This window comes from Sphingomonas phyllosphaerae (assembly GCA_036946405.1).
Classification (GTDB): Bacteria; Pseudomonadota; Alphaproteobacteria; order Sphingomonadales; family Sphingomonadaceae; genus Sphingomonas; species Sphingomonas phyllosphaerae_D.
Genome location: JAQIJC010000001.1, coordinates 2,690,989 through 2,705,859, shown reverse-complemented (window position 1 = coordinate 2,705,859; position 14,871 = coordinate 2,690,989). Strand labels below are relative to the sequence as shown.

Here is a 14,871-nt window from a genome sequence, read left to right as displayed (position 1 = left end):
CTTGTCACGCCCGCGCAAAGCGCCGATAGCCCGCCGCCATGCATGACGGCAACGTATCGGGCCAGCGCTTCTTTCTGGTCGGGATCGGCGGATCGGGAATGATGCCGCTGGCGATGATCCTCAAGGGCCGCGGCGCGATCGTCGCGGGCAGCGACCGCGGGCTCGATCAGGGCCGCGTCCCCGCCAAGTTCGACGGCCTGCGCGCGCTCGGTGTCGAGCTGTTCGCGCAGGACGGCAGCGGCGTGACGTCGCCCGACCAGATCGTCGTCGCCTCCGCCGCCGTCGAGGACACTGTCGCCGACATCGTCGCCGCCACCCGGCTCGGCTGCCGCCGCCTGTCGCGCGCGGAGCTGAACGCCGCCTTGTTCAACGCCGCCGCGCAACCGATCGGCGTTGCGGGGACCAGCGGCAAGTCGACCGTCACCGGCATGATCGCGACGATCCTCCACGCTGCCGGGCGCGACCCGACCGTGATGAACGGCGCGGTGATGAAGGACTTCGCCAGCACCGACCGCCCGTTCGCCAGCGCGCTGGTCGGGCAGGGCGATCCCCATGTCAGCGAGGTCGACGAGAGCGATGGCTCGATCGCGCTCTATCGCCCGCAGGTCGCGGTGCTCAACAACGTCAGCCTCGACCATAAATCGCTCGAGGAGCTGAACCGCCTGTTCGGCGACTTCATCGGCCATGCGCGGGTCGCGGTGGTCAATGCCGACAACATGGACGCCGCCCGGCTCGCGATGGCGCTGCCGCCGGCACGGGTGACGCGCTTCTCGCTGGCCGATGAGAGCGCGGACCTCTTCGCGACCGACATGGTCGCCGAACCGTTCGCGATCCGCTTCACGCTTGTCGCGACCGGCCAGCGCGTGCCTGTCGCGCTAAAGGTGCCCGGCCGCCACAACGTGTCGAACGCCCTCGCGGCGATCGGCGCGACGCGCGCCGCCGGCATGTCGCTCGAACAGGCGGTGGCGGGTGTCGAGCACTTCACCGGTCTGCGCCGCCGCTTCGACCTCGTGGGGGAGGCGAACGGCGTCGCGGTGATCGACGACTTTGGCCACAACCCCGACAAGATCGCCGCGACCCTCGACACGCTCCACGCCTTTCCCGGCCGCGTGATCGCGCTGTTCCAGCCGCACGGCTACGGCCCGCTCAAGGTGATGCGCGCCGAACTCGCCGCGATGTTCGCCACCCACCTGCGCGCCGAAGACCTGCTCGTGCTACCCGATCCGGTCTATCAGGGCGGCACCGTGTCGCGCGAGGTGACCAGCGCCGACATCGTCCATGACGTGATGATTGCCGGCGGCCACGCGCTCCACATCCCCGACCGCGCGGCGGCGGCGGCGCACTGTGTGGCGCAAGCGCGGCCCGGCGACCGCATCGTCGTGATGGGCGCACGCGACGACACGCTGTCGCTGCTCGCGGGCGAGATGGTGCGGATGCTGACGGGCTGACCTCCCACTCCCAGCCGGCACCCCGGCGAAGGCCGGGGCCCAGTTGGGGGAGGCGTATGATTGGCGTGCCCTACGTCACTTCGGCCTTCCCGACTCGGCCCCGGCTTCCGCCGGGGTGGAGGCATAAGCGCCACGCCACCCTTCCGCTCCACCGCGCCTTCCCGCTAAAGCCGCGCGCATGAGCATCGTCACATCGCAACCGCCGCGCCCGCGGCTCGCCTACCACCATACCCAAGGCACCACGCCGACGATCGTCTTCCTGCCCGGCTATGCCTCCGACATGACCGGCAGCAAGGCGGTCGCGCTGGAGGAATGGGCCAAGGCGCAGGGCCGCGCCTATCTCCGCTTCGATTACGGCGGCTGCGGCGCCAGCGAGGGCAAGTTCGAGGACCAGTCGCTCGCCGACTGGCGCGACGATGCACTGGCGATGATCGACCATGTCGACGGTCCAGTGGTGTTGGTCGGCTCGTCGATGGGCGGGTGGATCGCATTGCTCGCCGCACTGGCACGGCCCGAGCGCGTCGCGGCGCTGGTCGGCATTGCCCCCGCGCCCGACTTCACCGACTGGGGCTTCTCGCAGGACGAGAAGATGTACCTGCTCCAGCACGGTCGCCTCGAACGCCCCAACCCCTATGGCCCGGCGCCGACCGTCTACACGCGCCGCTTCTGGCAATCGGGCGAGGCGAACCGGCTGATGGCCGGCGCGATCGCCTTCGACGGCCCGGTGCGCTTGCTGCAGGGGCAGCAGGACCCCGACGTGCCGTGGCATCGCACCTGCCGGCTCGCCGAACTGATCCGCTCGCCGCACGTTCAGACGTGGTTGGTCAAGGACGGCGACCACCGGCTGTCACGCGAGGACGATCTCGCGTTGCTGGTCCGCGCCATCGAGGATGTGGTGCCCTAGAGGGCGGGAGTAAAACGGTGAAATATCTGCACACGATGATCCGGGTCAGCGACCCCGCCGCGACGATCGCCTTCTTCGAGCTACTCGGGCTGAAAGAGGTGCGCCGCATCGAGAACGAGAAGGGCCGCTTCACGCTGATCTTCCTCGCGACGCCCGAGGACATGAACGCGCCGGGCGAGCGCGCCAACGCCGAGGTCGAACTGACCCACAATTGGGACCCGGAGGACTATACCGGCGGCCGCAACTTCGGCCATCTCGCCTACCGCGTCGACGATATCTACGAGACCTGCCAGCGCTTGCTCGACCACGGTTACACGATCCACCGCCCCCCGCGCGACGGGCATATGGCGTTCGTGAAGACTCCCGACGGCATCTCGATCGAGCTGTTGCAGGACGGCACGCTCGACCCCGCCGAGCCGTGGGTGTCGATGCCCAACACCGGGACGTGGTAAGATGCTGGAGATCGTCCGCGTCCCCGTCCTGAGCGACAATTATGCGTGGCTACTGCACGACGGCACTCAGACCGTCGCGCTAGATCCGGGCGAGGCGCAGCCGCTGCTCGACGCGGCAGCGGCGCGCGGCTGGACGATCGGCGCGGTGTGGCTGACGCACTGGCACGGCGATCATGTCGGCGGCGCAGCGGCGATCAAGCAGGCGAGCGGCGCGCGGGTGATCGGCCCCGCGGCCGAGCGCGCGAAGATAAATGCGCTGGACGATGGCGTCGGCGAGGGCGACACCGTCTCGCTCGGCGCCCATCGCGCGACGGTCTGGCATGTCCCCGGCCACACCGCCGGGCATATCGCCTTCCATTTCGCCGACGATGGCGTGATCTTCACCGGCGACACGCTGTTCGCGATGGGCTGCGGCCGGCTCTTCGAGGGCACGCCCGCCGAGATGTTCGCGAACATGCAGCGCTACGCCGCGCTCGACGACAAGACGCGCGTCTATTGCGGGCACGAATATACGCGATCGAACGGCCGTTTCGCGCTGATGGTCGAGCCGGACAATCACGCGCTGGTGACGCGGATGGCTGAGGTCGACCGGCTTCGCGCCGCTGGCGAGCCGACGATCCCGACCACGATTGGCGCAGAGCGCGCGACCAATCCGTTCCTGCGTGCGTCCGATGTCGCCACCTTCGCCGAACGCCGCTTGCGCAAGGATCAGAGCTGACGATATGGTATCGCACGTAACCATGCCGGTAACGTGCGGAGAGAAGGAGAGAAAGCGATGCGTTTCCTCATCACCTTCGCCGCTGCGGCGGCGCTCGGAGCCGCCGCGGTGGTCGCCGCTCCGGCGCAGAAGTCCGACAGGCCCGACAAGGACCGGATCGCCTACGAAAAGCTGCTCGCGGGAAAGGTCGCCGGCAAGCCGCAGGATTGCATCGACACGCGCTGGACCCGCCCGCAACTCACCGCCTACGACGGCAAGCTGTTGTACCGCGTCAGCGGTAAATTGGTCTACGTCACCGACACCGGCGGCGGCTGCGAGGCGGTGGCGCGCGGCGACGCGATCGTCACCCGCCAGTTCCAGACGCGGCTGTGTCGCGGCGACATCGCCCAGACCGTCAATCTTCCGGCGCGCATCCCCAGCGGAAGCTGCGCGATGGGCCAGTTCGTTCCTTATCGCTCGCAATAGGTGAGACTGTCATGACCAAGCCGACCGAAGACGATCTGACCGGCGTCGAGACGCGCCGCTCGCCCAAGGCCGAGGTCGACTCGATCGGCGGGCGCAAGCTCAAGCCCGCGACGCTGATGATGGGGCACGGCTACGACCCCGCGCTGTCCGAGGGCGCGCTAAAGCCGCCGGTGTTCCTAACGTCGACCTTCGTCTTTCCCAATGCCGCGGCGGGCAAGCGCCATTTCGAGGGCGTCACCGGCAAGCGCCCCGGGGGCGCGGAAGGACTGGTCTATTCGCGCTTCAACGGCCCCAATCAGGAAATCCTCGAGGACCGGCTCGGCATCTGGGAAGGCGCGGAGGATGCACTGACCTTCTCCAGCGGCATGTCGGCGATCGCCACGCTTTTTCTTTCTCTTGTCCGCCCCGGCGACACGATCGTCCACTCCGGCCCGCTCTATGCCGCCACCGAGACGCTGATCGCGCGCGTCCTCGGCCGCTTCGGGGTCAATTGGCTCGACTTTCCGGCGGGCGCGACCCGCGAGGAGATCGACGCGGTCATGAAGCAGGCGAACGATGCCGGCCGCGTCGCGCTGATCTATCTCGAAAGCCCCGCCAACCCGACCAATGCGCTGGTCGATGTCGAGGCGGTGCGCGCCAGCCGCGACGCGATCTTCGCGAATGCGGAGGAACTGCCGCCGATCGCGATCGACAATACCTTCCTCGGCCCGCTCTGGTCGCAGCCGCTCCAGCACGGCGCCGACGCGGTGGTCTACAGCCTGACCAAATATGCCGGCGGCCATTCCGATCTGGTCGCGGGCGCGGTGCTGGGGGCGAAGCCGCTCATCAACACGATCCGCGCGATGCGCAACACGATCGGCACGATCTGCGACCCGAACACTGCGTGGATGCTGATGCGCAGCCTCGAGACGCTGGAGCTGCGGATGAGCCGTGCGGGCGAGAATGCCGCCAAGGTCTGCGCCTTCCTGCGCGACCACGACAAGGTCGAGCGCGTCGGCTATCTCGGCTTCCTCGCGGAGGCCGAGGGACGTCAGGCCGATATCTATCGCCGCCATTGCACCGGCGGCGGCTCGACCTTCTCGCTCTACCTCAAGGGCGGCGAGCCCGAGGCGTTCCGCTTCCTCGACGCGCTGAAGATCGCCAAGCTGGCGGTCAGCCTCGGCGGCACCGAAACGCTCGCCAGCCATCCGGCCGGCATGACGCATCTGTCCGTCGCCGACGAACGCAAGCAGGCGCTGGGCATCACCGACAATCTCGTCCGCATCTCGATCGGTGTTGAGGACGCCGACGATCTGGTCGCCGACATGGAACAGGCGCTGGCGGCGATATAGGGTAACCGTCACCCATGAGTGACCGCTCCGTCACCCCGGATTCGTTCCGGGGTCCACGGCTGCGCGCGATCTACGGCTGATGGGTTAGCGGAACGGTGGATGCCGGAACAAGTCCGGCATGACGGCTGGGTGCAAGGCATCCCGAAGGTACGTGCCTTCCCGTCTTTGCGAGCGAAGCGAAGCAATCCAGGGCGTCGCGCGGAACACTGGATTGCTTCGCTACGCTCGCAATGACGTGTAATCTATGACACGGCCCCGTCATGGAAACATTCGACGCGATCGTGCTGGGCGCGGGCGGGGCAGGGTTGATGGCGGCGGCGGTCGCCGGGCAGCGCGGCCGGCGTGTCGTCGTGCTCGACCATGCCGAGGCGCCGGGCAAGAAGATCCTGATCTCCGGCGGCGGCCGATGCAACTTCACCAACCTGCACACCGCGCCCGACCGTTATCTGTCGGCCAACCCGCATTTCGCCAAGTCGGCGCTCGGCCGTTATACCGCGCGCGATTTCCTCGATATGGTCGAACGTCACGGCATCGCGTGGCACGAAAAGACGCTCGGGCAATTGTTCTGCGACGGCTCGGCGCGCGCGATCGTCGCCATGCTGCTCCGCGAGTGCGAGCTGGGCGGCGTGACGATCCGGCTTGGCCAGCCACTCGGCGAGATCGACCACGCCGATGGCCGCTATACGATCACGCACGGCGACCGCCGCTACACCGCCCCGGCGCTGGTGATCGCGACCGGCGGCCCGTCGATCCCGAAGATGGGCGCGACCGGCATCGCCTATGACATCGCGCGCCGCTTCGGGCTGAAGGTGGTCGAGCCGCGCCCCGCGCTGGTGCCCTTAACATTGCCCGGGGACGAAGCGCTGTTCCGCGCGCTCTCCGGTGTCGCCACCCCGGTCGTCGCGCGCGCCGGCAAGGCCGCCTTCGCCGAGGCGGCGCTGTTCACCCATCGCGGCCTGTCCGGTCCCGCGATCCTGCAAGCGTCGAGTTATTGGCGGCACGGTGAAGCGGTCGCGATCGACTTTCGCCCCGACGCTCCTGCGGGCTGGCTCACCGCCGCCAAACGCGCCCGTCCCCGCGCGACGCTGACGCAAACGCTCGGTCTGCCGTCGCGGCTGGCCGACGTGCTCGCCGAACGGCTCGCGATCGGCGAACTCGGCGCGGCGACCGACCGCGCGCTGACCGAGGCCGAACGCCGCCTGTCCGACTGGCGCTTCCACCCCGACGGCACCGAAGGGTTCGCCAAGGCCGAGGTGACGGTCGGCGGCATCGCCACCGACGCTTTGTCCTCGAAGACGATGGAGGCCCGCAAGGTGCCCGGCCTCTACGCGATCGGCGAGGCGGTCGACGTCACCGGCTGGCTCGGCGGCTACAATTTTCAATGGGCGTGGGCGAGCGGCTGGGCGGCCGGGCAGGCGGTTTAGGGGCCGCCGTTATCGCGACCCCGGCGACGGCCGGAGGAAGCAATCCAGTGTTCCCTGCGGCACCCTGGATTGCTTCGCTACGCCCGCAATGACGTTCTTCAGCGCGTCGGATCGATCAGGTACTTCTCCCCAGTCGCCTTGCGCTCATACGCGCGCAGCACGTCGGGATTCAGAGACTCCTTCAACCCGATCGTCGCGGTGTAGTTGCTCGCGAACGTCGTGGTCAGCTCGTCGGCGATCCGCTGCCGCATCCGCGCCGCAGTCTCCGCGCCCGCCTTCTTGAGCCACGGGAACAGCAGGAAGCCCGACACACTCCACTGGAACCCGAACGCCAGCCGGTTGAGCGTCGTCGCGCCGGTATCCAGCGCACCATAGATATACAGCTGCTTGAACGTCTCCGAGCCGTAGCGGCTATACGCGCCCGCGTTACGGTTGGCGGCCTGCTCCATCGCCTGCAGGATATCGCTCCCCAGCGACCCGCCGCCGATCGCGTCGAACGCGATCGTCGCGCCCGTCTCAGCACAGGCATCCGCCAGTTGCGCGCGAAAATCCTCGTCCTGGCTGTTGAGCACATAGGTTGCGCCGATCCCCCGCAGGATCGCTGCCTGCTCGGGCTTGCGGACGATGTTCACCAGCGGCACGCCATCGGCGAGGCAGATTTTCTGGAGCATCTGCCCGAGGTTCGACGCTGCGGCGGTATGGACGATCGCTTTGTGTCCCTCGGCCCGCATCGCCTCGACGAACGCCAGCGAGGTCAGTGGGTTGACGAACATCGCCGCGCCGTCCGCCGCGCTCGCGCCCTCGGGCAGCGGCACCACCTCGCGCAATTTGGCGAGCCGGTATTGCGCGAACATCGCGCCGCCGATCATCCCGACCTTGCGCCCGACCAGTTCCTGCCCCTGCGCACCCGCCGCTACCACGGTGCCCGCGCCCTCGTTCCCAACCGGCAGCGACTGGCCGACCCGCGCGCGCAGCCCGCCCATCCGCCCGCGCGGCACCTGGAAGCGCAACGCCGGCGCGTCGGGCGTGCCGACGTCCTCCAGTGTCGCGACATCCGCCGGCCCGAGCAGCAGCCCGAGGTCGGAGGGGTTGATCGGCGCGGCTTCGACGCGCACCAGCACCTCGTCGTCGGCCGGCGTCGGATAAGTGACCTCTTCCAGCCGCAGCGTCAGCGATCCCTCGGCGTCGACGATCGATCGCAGCTCCAAACCCTTGATGTCGCTCAACTCGGCCTCCTCATTTGCGGGTTCCGGCATGGGCCTGTGCACCGGGCCGGTCAAACCCGTTCTCATCGCCACGCAACCGCGCTACCGCAGGCGGCATGTTCGACCTCGACGCCTATCTCGCCCGCATCGACCTTCCCGCGCGTCCGACCCGCGATGCCGCCGGCCTGTCGCGCATCCAGCATGCACATCGCCTCGCGATTCCGTTCGAGAACCTCGACGTGCGGCTCGGCCGGGCGATCGCGATCGATGGTGCGAGCGTCGCCGCCAAACTGGTCACCGCGCGGCGCGGCGGCTATTGTTTCGAGCAGAACCGCTTGTTGCTCGACGCGCTCGCCGCGCTCGATTTCAATGCCCGTCCGCTGCTGGCGCGCGTCTGGCTCGGCGCCACGGAGACCCCGCCGCTGACGCACACGCTGTCGCTGGTGACGATCGACGGGCAGCACTGGATCGCCGACGCCGGCTTCGGCGGCAGCTACGCGCCGGTCATGCCGCTCGCCGATGGCGCGCAGGGCGAGGCGCCGGACGGCGCGCGCTTCCTGCTGGTCCGCGACGACGAACGCGCCGGGGCGGGCGGCTGGCTGCTGCTGCGCGACGGCGACCCGACCACCACCGACGGCCGCGGCGCGGGGCCGGGATGGCAGCCGCAATACAGCTTCACCACCGCGGAGGTGCATGACAGCGATCTGGCGATGGGCAATCACTGGTCGATGACCGCGCCCGCCAGCCGCTTCACCAATGTGACGGTGACCAGCATCATCCTGCCGCGCGGCTTCGCCTCGCTGACCGACCGCCAGTATCGCCGTCGTGCCTCGGAGACGACCGCCGAAGCCGAGATTACCGATCCGCGCGTCTACCGGATGCGGCTGAGCATGATGTTTGGGATCGACCTGAGCGCGGACGAAGTGGCGGAACTGGGCCTGTTCGGTTGAGCGGTGCGCCATCATTGCGGCCGCAGCGTTGCGCGGTCGAGCCAAGTGGCTGTTAACGGGTGGTAATTGACGGAGTAATGACTATGCTCGCCGGCGCGGCCCGAGCTGCGCACGATAGGAGAGTTTCGTGGCGATCGTCTGTTGTAACCCGCTGTCACGTCGGCATTTTTTTTCCGGCGTCGCCGGCAGCGCGCTGATCGCCGGCGTCGCTGCGCCGCTTTCAGCGCAGACGCGCACGCCAGTGTCGCTCCAGCCGTTCGACATGCGCGACGTTGACCTTCACGACAGCCCGTTCCTCCATGCACAGCGTCAGACCGAAGCCTATCTGCTGCGGCTCCAGCCTGACCGGATGCTCCACAATTTCCGGGTCAATGCCGGGCTGAAGCCCAAAGCGCCGGTCTATGGTGGCTGGGAGTCCGAGCCGATGTGGGCGGACATCAACTGCCACGGCCACACGCTCGGCCATTACCTCTCCGCCTGCGCGCTGGCCTATCGCGCGACCGGCAAGGCCGTCTACCGCAAGCGGATCGACTATATCGCCGCGGAGTTGGCGGCGTGCCAGAGGGCGGCGAACAGCGGGCTGGTCTGCGCCTTTCCGAAGGGCGCGGCGCTCGTTTCGGCGCATCTGCGCGGCGAGCCGATCACCGGCGTGCCGTGGTACACGCTCCACAAGGTCTATGCCGGACTGCGCGACGCGACGCTGCTCGCGGACAGTGCCTCGGCGAAAGCGGTGCTGCTGCGGCTCGCGGACTGGGGCGTAGTCGCCACACGCCCCTTGGGCGACGCGCAGTTCGAGGAGATGCTTAAGACCGAATACGGCGGCATGAACGAAGTCTATGCCGACCTGTTCGTGATGACCGGAAATGCAGATTATCAACGGCTTGCCGAGCGCTTTTCACAAAAGGCGGTACTCGCCCCGCTGGTGAAGGCGCAGGACCAGCTCGACGGGATGCACGCCAATACGCAGATTCCGAAGATCATCGGGTTCCAGCGCGTTCACGAGGCCGGCGGCGACGCCAGCTATCACGCCGCCGCGCAATTCTTTTGGAAGACGGTGGCGCGCACCCGCGCCTTCGCGACCGGCGGGCACGGCGACAACGAGCATTTCTTCGCGATGGCCGATTTCGACAAGCACGTCTTCTCGGCCAAGGGATCGGAGACGTGCTGCCAGCACAATATGCTCAAGCTGACGCGGCAATTGTTCCTGCAGGACCCGCGCGCCGATTACGCAGACTATTACGAACGCACGCTCTATAACGGCATTCTTGCCTCGCAGGATCCCGACAGCGGCATGGCGACCTATTTTCAGGGCGCGCGCCCCGGCTATATGAAATTGTACCACACTCCCGAGGACAGCTTCTGGTGCTGCACCGGCACGGGGATGGAAAACCACGTAAAGTACCGAGATTCGATCTACTTCCACGACGGGCGGCAGCTCTACGTCAACCTGTTCATCCCGTCGGCGCTGAAATGGCGTGAGCAAGGCGTCGTTCTGACGCAGGAAACCTCCTTCCCCGCGCAGGCGGGCACCCGGCTGCGCATCGCCGCCAAGCGCCCGGCCTCGCTCGCACTCAAGCTGCGTCACCCACGCTGGAGCCGCACCGCGACGCTGGTCGTCAACGGTCGCGAGACCGTGACTTCCACCGAGTCCGGCAGCTACGTCACCATCGACCGGACGTGGAACGACGGCGACACCGTCGAGCTGCAACTGGTCATGGAGCCCGCCGCCGAACAGGCGCCCGCCGCGCCGCAGATCGTCGCCTTCACCTACGGCCCGCTGGTGCTGGCCGGCGCGCTCGGCCGGCAGGGGCTGGCGCCCGGCGCGGACATCATCGTCAACGAGCGTAAATACGGCGAGTATAATGACACGCCCGTCGCGGTGCCCGTGCTCGCGGGCGACCCCGACGCGCTGGCGAGGAGCATCCGACCGACCGGCAACCCGCTCGAATTCACGATCGCCGCGCAGGATGGCACGCCGGTGCGGCTGGTTCCCTATCACCGCATCGCGCACGAACGCTACGCGACCTATTGGCAACTCGCTTAGGGCCGATCGACATTCATGGTAGCGTCCTGCTGCCCTCGCCCATGGACAGGGGAGAGGGATAGCGGAGCTTGCCAGCGTGCTGGCTAGCGCAGCTTGGGTGAGGGGTCGAGCGAGCCGAAGGCTCGCGCGCTCGCTTGCGCGAGCGCCACCCCTCACCCAGCTCCGACTAAGACTTTGCTGCGCAAAGCCTAAGTCTGCGCATCCCTCTCCCCTCTGCGAGGGGCGAGGGCAGCGAAGGCAACCATGAATGTCGATCCACCCTAGGTCGGCTCGTAGGTTTGAGCGGACCAAGCCTCTGTTCGTCGCCCCGGACTTGATCCGGGGCCCCGCTTCTTGGCGACAGGAGTAAGAAGCGGAATCCCGGATCGAGTCCGGGATGACGGAACAGGGCAGGTGATCGGCGCAAGTCAATCGCCACCAGGGCGAGCGATCCCAAGATTCCGCTGTCCCTCCGCATTGATCTTTGCCACCAGCGTCGGCGTGACGGAGGGTCTGAATGCACAAGTGGTTTATCGCCGCCGCGCTGGCGACGACGGGATTTTCGACCGTGGCTGAGGCGCAGGGGGCCGACGCGCCGACGCCGCTCACGCTGGAACGGGTGTTCGCCACCCCCGATCTCGCCGGCCCGCAGCCGCGCGCGCTCAAACTGTCGCCCGACGGCACGCTGCTCACCTTCCTGCGCGCGCGCCCCGACGACAAGGACCGGCTCGACCTTTGGGCGCGCGACACCACGACCGGTGCGGAGCGGATGCTGGTCGACAGCCTCAGGATCGGCACCGGCGCGGCCTTGTCCGAAGCCGAGAAGATGCAGCGCGAACGCGCCCGGATCGGCGCGCTCAAGGGCATCGTCGCCTACGACTGGGCGGCGGACGGGCGCAGCCTGCTCGTGCCGATCGACGGCAACCTCTATCTCGCCGGCATCGACGGGCAGGTGCGCCGGATCACCGACGTGCCCGGCGGCGTGCTCAACGCCAACGTCTCTCCGCGCGGCGGCTTCGTCAGCTATGTCCGCGACCAGAACCTCTGGATTCAGCCGCTCGGCGGCGGGGTCGCACGCGCGCTCACCAGCGAGGGCAAGGGGCTCGTCCATTTCGGCGAGGCGGAATTCGTCGCGCAGGAGGAAATGCACCGCACCGACGGCTATTGGTGGAGCCCCGACGATCGCTATGTCGCGATCGAGCGGTTCGACGAGACGCCGGTCAAGGTCTTCACCCGCGCCGCGATCGGCGCGACCGGCACCAGCATCTACGAACAGCGCTATCCCGCCGCCGGCACCCCCAACGTGCTGGTCGACCTGTACGTCATGCGCGCCGATGGTTCGGGCGCCAATGGTTCAGGTGGGGTGAAGGTCGATCTCGGCAGCGATCCCGACATCTATCTCGCGCGCGTCGACTGGCTGCCCGACGGCTCGGCCCTGCTCGTGCAGCGCCAGAACCGCGCGCAGACCAAGCTCGACATGCTCCGCGTCGATCCCGCGACCGGCAAGGCGACCGTGCTCTTCACTGAAACCGCGCGCGCGAAAAGCTGGATCAACCTTTCCGACAGCTATCGCCCGATGGAGGACGGCAGCCTGTTGTGGCATTCCGAACGCGACGGCTACGCGCATCTGTGGCGGTTGAAGGGCGGCCGCTGGACGCAGCTGACCAAGGGCGAGTGGGTCGTCACCGGGCTGGTCGCGGTCGATGAGGTCAAGGGTCGCGTCTATTTCACCGCCAACAAGGACGATGTCCTCGAACAGCATCTTTACGCGCTCGACCTCAAGCGCGGCGGGATCACGCGACTGACCGAGCATGGCTGGAACAACAGCGTCACCGCCGACGGCAAGGCGCAGCGCTTCCTCGTCACGCGCTCGAGCCCCGATCAGCCGCCGCAGACCTATCTTGCCGACGCCAGCGGCAAGCGGCTGGCATGGATCAACGAAAACCGTGTCGAGGGCACGCACCCCTATGCCCCCTATGTGGCCAGCCACGAACCGGTGCGCTTCGGCACGATCAAGGCCGCCGACGGCACCACCGATCTGCACTGGCAGATGGTCACGCCGCGGCTGGAGCCGGGGAAGCGTTACCCGGTGTTCTTCCAGCATTATGGCGGCCCCGGTCCGCAATATGTGACGCGCAGCTGGAAGAACCCGCTGATCCAGCATCTGGTCGACAAAGGCTGGATCTATTTCGAGGTCGACAATCGCGGCTCGGCGAACCGCGGTGTCGCGTTCGAAAGCGCGATCTGGCACGCGATGGGCACCGTCGAGGTCGCGGATCAGCGCAAGGGCGCGGAATATCTGAAAACGCTCGCCTTCGTTGATCCGAAGCGGATCGCCACCTTCGGCTGGTCGTACGGCGGCTATATGTCGCTCAAGATGATCGAGGCCGATCAGAGCCTGTATGCCGCCGCGATCTCGGGGGCGCCGGTCACCGACTGGCATCTCTACGACACGCATTATACCGAGCGTTACATGGGGGATCCGCTTGTCGATGGCGTCGCCTATGACGCGTCCCGTGCGGTGATCGACCCGAAGAAGATCACCACGCCGCTGCTGTTGATGCACGGCATGGCCGACGACAATGTCTTCCTCGACAATTCCACCAAGGTCGCGGCGGAATTGCAGGCCGCGGACATGCCGTTCGAGATGATGCTCTATCCCGGCAAGACGCATTCGGCGTCGCGCGACATCCATGTCTGGACGACGATCGAGCGCTTCCTCGACCAGCATGTCGGCAGCGGTCCCAAGTAGAGCTTTCTGGCTTTTCGAAAATTGCGGCGCTACGGGCAGCCGCGACATGATGTGAAAGCGCCGGTCGTTGGCGCGTTGGAAGGACGGATATGGGGTACCGGGTGGTGGTGGCGGGAGCCACGGGCAATGTCGGTCGCGAGATGGTCAACATCCTCGCCGAGCGGCAGTTTCCGGCCGACGAGATCGCGGTGCTCGCCTCGTCGCGCTCGGTCGGCGACCAAATCGAATATGGCGACACCGGCCGGATGCTGAAGGTCCAGAACATCGAGCATTTCGATCCCGCGGGCTGGGACATGGCGCTGTTCGCGATTGGCAGCGAGGCGACCGCGGTCTACGCGCCGAAGTTCGCGGCGGCGGGCTGCACGGTGATCGACAATTCGTCGCTCTACCGCATGGACCCGGACGTGCCGCTGATCGTGCCGGAGGTGAACGCCGCCGCGATCGACGGCTACAAGGCGAAGAACATCATCGCCAACCCGAATTGCTCGACCGCGCAGATGGTCGTCGCGCTCAAGCCGCTGCATGACGCGGCCACGATCAAGCGCGTCGTCGTCGCGACTTATCAGTCGGTGTCGGGCGCGGGCAAGATCGGCATGGACGAGCTGTTCGAGCAGAGCCGCAACATCTTCGTCGGCGACCCTGCCGAGCCGAAGAAGTTCACCAAGCAGATCGCCTTCAACGTCATCCCGCACATCGACAGCTTCCTCGACGACGGCTCGACCAAGGAAGAGTGGAAGATGGTCGTCGAGACCAAGAAGATCCTCGATCCGAAGATCAAGCTGACCGCCACCTGCGTGCGCGTGCCGGTGTTCGTCGGCCATAGCGAGGCGCTCAACATCGAGTTCGAGAACGAGCTGTCGGCCGAGGATGCGCAGAACATCCTGCGCGAGGCACCGGGCGTGATGCTGATCGACAAGCGCGAGGACGGCGGCTACGTCACCCCGATCGAGAGCGCGGGCGACGATGCGACCTATGTCAGCCGCGTCCGCGAGGACCCGACCGTCGAGAATGGTCTGGTGCTGTGGTGCGTCAGCGACAATCTCCGCAAGGGCGCAGCGCTCAACGCGGTGCAGATCGCCGAACTGCTCGGCCGCCGTCATCTCAAGAAGGCGGACGAAACCGGCGCAGACGACTTCCAGGCGGTGCTGACCGCGGAGTAAGCGCCGCCGCTCACCCAACCGTCATTCCCGCGCAGGCGG

12 protein-coding genes are annotated in these 14,871 nt (G+C 67.3%); 11 read left to right on the top strand and 1 reads right to left on the bottom strand.

The genetic code is table 11. The features are described from left to right. The first annotated feature begins 38 nt into the window (after window positions 1-38). The 7 genes from PGN12_12830 to PGN12_12800 all read left to right on the top strand — a co-directional run bounded on the left by PGN12_12830 (window position 39) and on the right by PGN12_12800 (window position 6,742). Entirely contained in the window at window positions 39-1,448 is a 1,410-nt protein-coding gene (locus PGN12_12830; protein ID MEH3104775.1) for a Mur ligase family protein, read from the top strand. A 178-nt stretch (window positions 1,449-1,626) separates the two neighbouring features. Continuing rightward, window positions 1,627-2,352 carry an alpha/beta hydrolase gene (locus PGN12_12825; protein MEH3104774.1) on the top strand — a complete coding sequence of 242 codons (726 nt, stop codon included), beginning with the start codon at window positions 1,627-1,629 and terminating at the stop codon, window positions 2,350-2,352. Between the two features lie 17 nt (window positions 2,353-2,369). Beyond that, window positions 2,370-2,804: a VOC family protein gene (locus PGN12_12820; GenBank protein MEH3104773.1), complete on the top strand. Its 435-nt coding sequence runs from the start codon at window positions 2,370-2,372 to the stop codon at window positions 2,802-2,804. A gap of 1 nt (window position 2,805) precedes the next feature. After that, window positions 2,806-3,522 (top strand): hydroxyacylglutathione hydrolase, encoded by a 717-nt coding sequence (gloB, locus tag PGN12_12815; GenBank protein MEH3104772.1) that lies wholly within the window; start codon window positions 2,806-2,808, stop codon window positions 3,520-3,522. A gap of 57 nt (window positions 3,523-3,579) precedes the next feature. Continuing rightward, entirely contained in the window at window positions 3,580-3,987 is a 408-nt protein-coding gene (locus PGN12_12810; GenBank protein ID MEH3104771.1) for a hypothetical protein, read from the top strand. Between the two features lie 11 nt (window positions 3,988-3,998). After that, window positions 3,999-5,318, top strand: a complete 1,320-nt coding sequence (locus PGN12_12805; protein ID MEH3104770.1) for a cystathionine gamma-synthase family protein — start codon at window positions 3,999-4,001, stop codon at window positions 5,316-5,318. A gap of 260 nt (window positions 5,319-5,578) precedes the next feature. Continuing rightward, window positions 5,579-6,742 carry an NAD(P)/FAD-dependent oxidoreductase gene (locus tag PGN12_12800; protein MEH3104769.1) on the top strand — a complete coding sequence of 388 codons (1,164 nt, stop codon included), beginning with the start codon at window positions 5,579-5,581 and terminating at the stop codon, window positions 6,740-6,742. A gap of 98 nt (window positions 6,743-6,840) precedes the next feature. Here PGN12_12800 and PGN12_12795 read toward each other — a convergent pair whose 3' ends face one another. After that, on the bottom strand, window positions 6,841-7,968 hold the full coding sequence (locus tag PGN12_12795) for a zinc-binding dehydrogenase (GenBank protein MEH3104768.1): 1,128 nt from the start codon (window positions 7,966-7,968) through the stop codon (window positions 6,841-6,843). A gap of 95 nt (window positions 7,969-8,063) precedes the next feature. On the opposite strand from PGN12_12795, the gene PGN12_12790 reads away from it, so the two are divergent. From PGN12_12790 to PGN12_12775, 4 genes are all read left to right on the top strand, one after another. Further along, a complete protein-coding gene (locus PGN12_12790; protein ID MEH3104767.1) occupies window positions 8,064-8,897 on the top strand; it encodes an arylamine N-acetyltransferase in 834 nt (277 codons plus the stop codon). 262 nt (window positions 8,898-9,159) lie between these two features. Next, on the top strand, window positions 9,160-10,941 hold the full coding sequence (locus PGN12_12785; protein ID MEH3104766.1) for a glycoside hydrolase family 127 protein: 1,782 nt from the start codon (window positions 9,160-9,162) through the stop codon (window positions 10,939-10,941). 496 nt (window positions 10,942-11,437) lie between these two features. Further along, a complete protein-coding gene (locus PGN12_12780) occupies window positions 11,438-13,672 on the top strand; it encodes a S9 family peptidase (protein ID MEH3104765.1) in 2,235 nt (744 codons plus the stop codon). 89 nt (window positions 13,673-13,761) lie between these two features. Continuing rightward, window positions 13,762-14,832: an aspartate-semialdehyde dehydrogenase gene (locus tag PGN12_12775; protein ID MEH3104764.1), complete on the top strand. Its 1,071-nt coding sequence runs from the start codon at window positions 13,762-13,764 to the stop codon at window positions 14,830-14,832. The last annotated feature ends 39 nt before the right edge of the window (window positions 14,833-14,871 follow it).

Bases quoted from the DNA above. Each gene is read 5' to 3' on its own strand.
- PGN12_12830 (MEH3104775.1), top strand. From the start codon at position 39: ATGCATGACGGCAACGTATCGGGCCAGCGCTTCTTTCTGGTCGGGATC.
- PGN12_12825 (MEH3104774.1), top strand. From the start codon at position 1,627: ATGAGCATCGTCACATCGCAACCGCCGCGCCCGCGGCTCGCCTACCAC.
- gloB (MEH3104772.1), top strand. From the start codon at position 2,806: ATGCTGGAGATCGTCCGCGTCCCCGTCCTGAGCGACAATTATGCGTGG.
- PGN12_12810 (MEH3104771.1), top strand. From the start codon at position 3,580: ATGCGTTTCCTCATCACCTTCGCCGCTGCGGCGGCGCTCGGAGCCGCC.
- PGN12_12805 (MEH3104770.1), top strand. From the start codon at position 3,999: ATGACCAAGCCGACCGAAGACGATCTGACCGGCGTCGAGACGCGCCGC.
- PGN12_12800 (MEH3104769.1), top strand. From the start codon at position 5,579: ATGGAAACATTCGACGCGATCGTGCTGGGCGCGGGCGGGGCAGGGTTG.
- PGN12_12790 (MEH3104767.1), top strand. From the start codon at position 8,064: ATGTTCGACCTCGACGCCTATCTCGCCCGCATCGACCTTCCCGCGCGT.
- PGN12_12785 (MEH3104766.1), top strand. From the start codon at position 9,160: ATGCGCGACGTTGACCTTCACGACAGCCCGTTCCTCCATGCACAGCGT.
- PGN12_12780 (MEH3104765.1), top strand. From the start codon at position 11,438: ATGCACAAGTGGTTTATCGCCGCCGCGCTGGCGACGACGGGATTTTCG.
- PGN12_12775 (MEH3104764.1), top strand. From the start codon at position 13,762: ATGGGGTACCGGGTGGTGGTGGCGGGAGCCACGGGCAATGTCGGTCGC.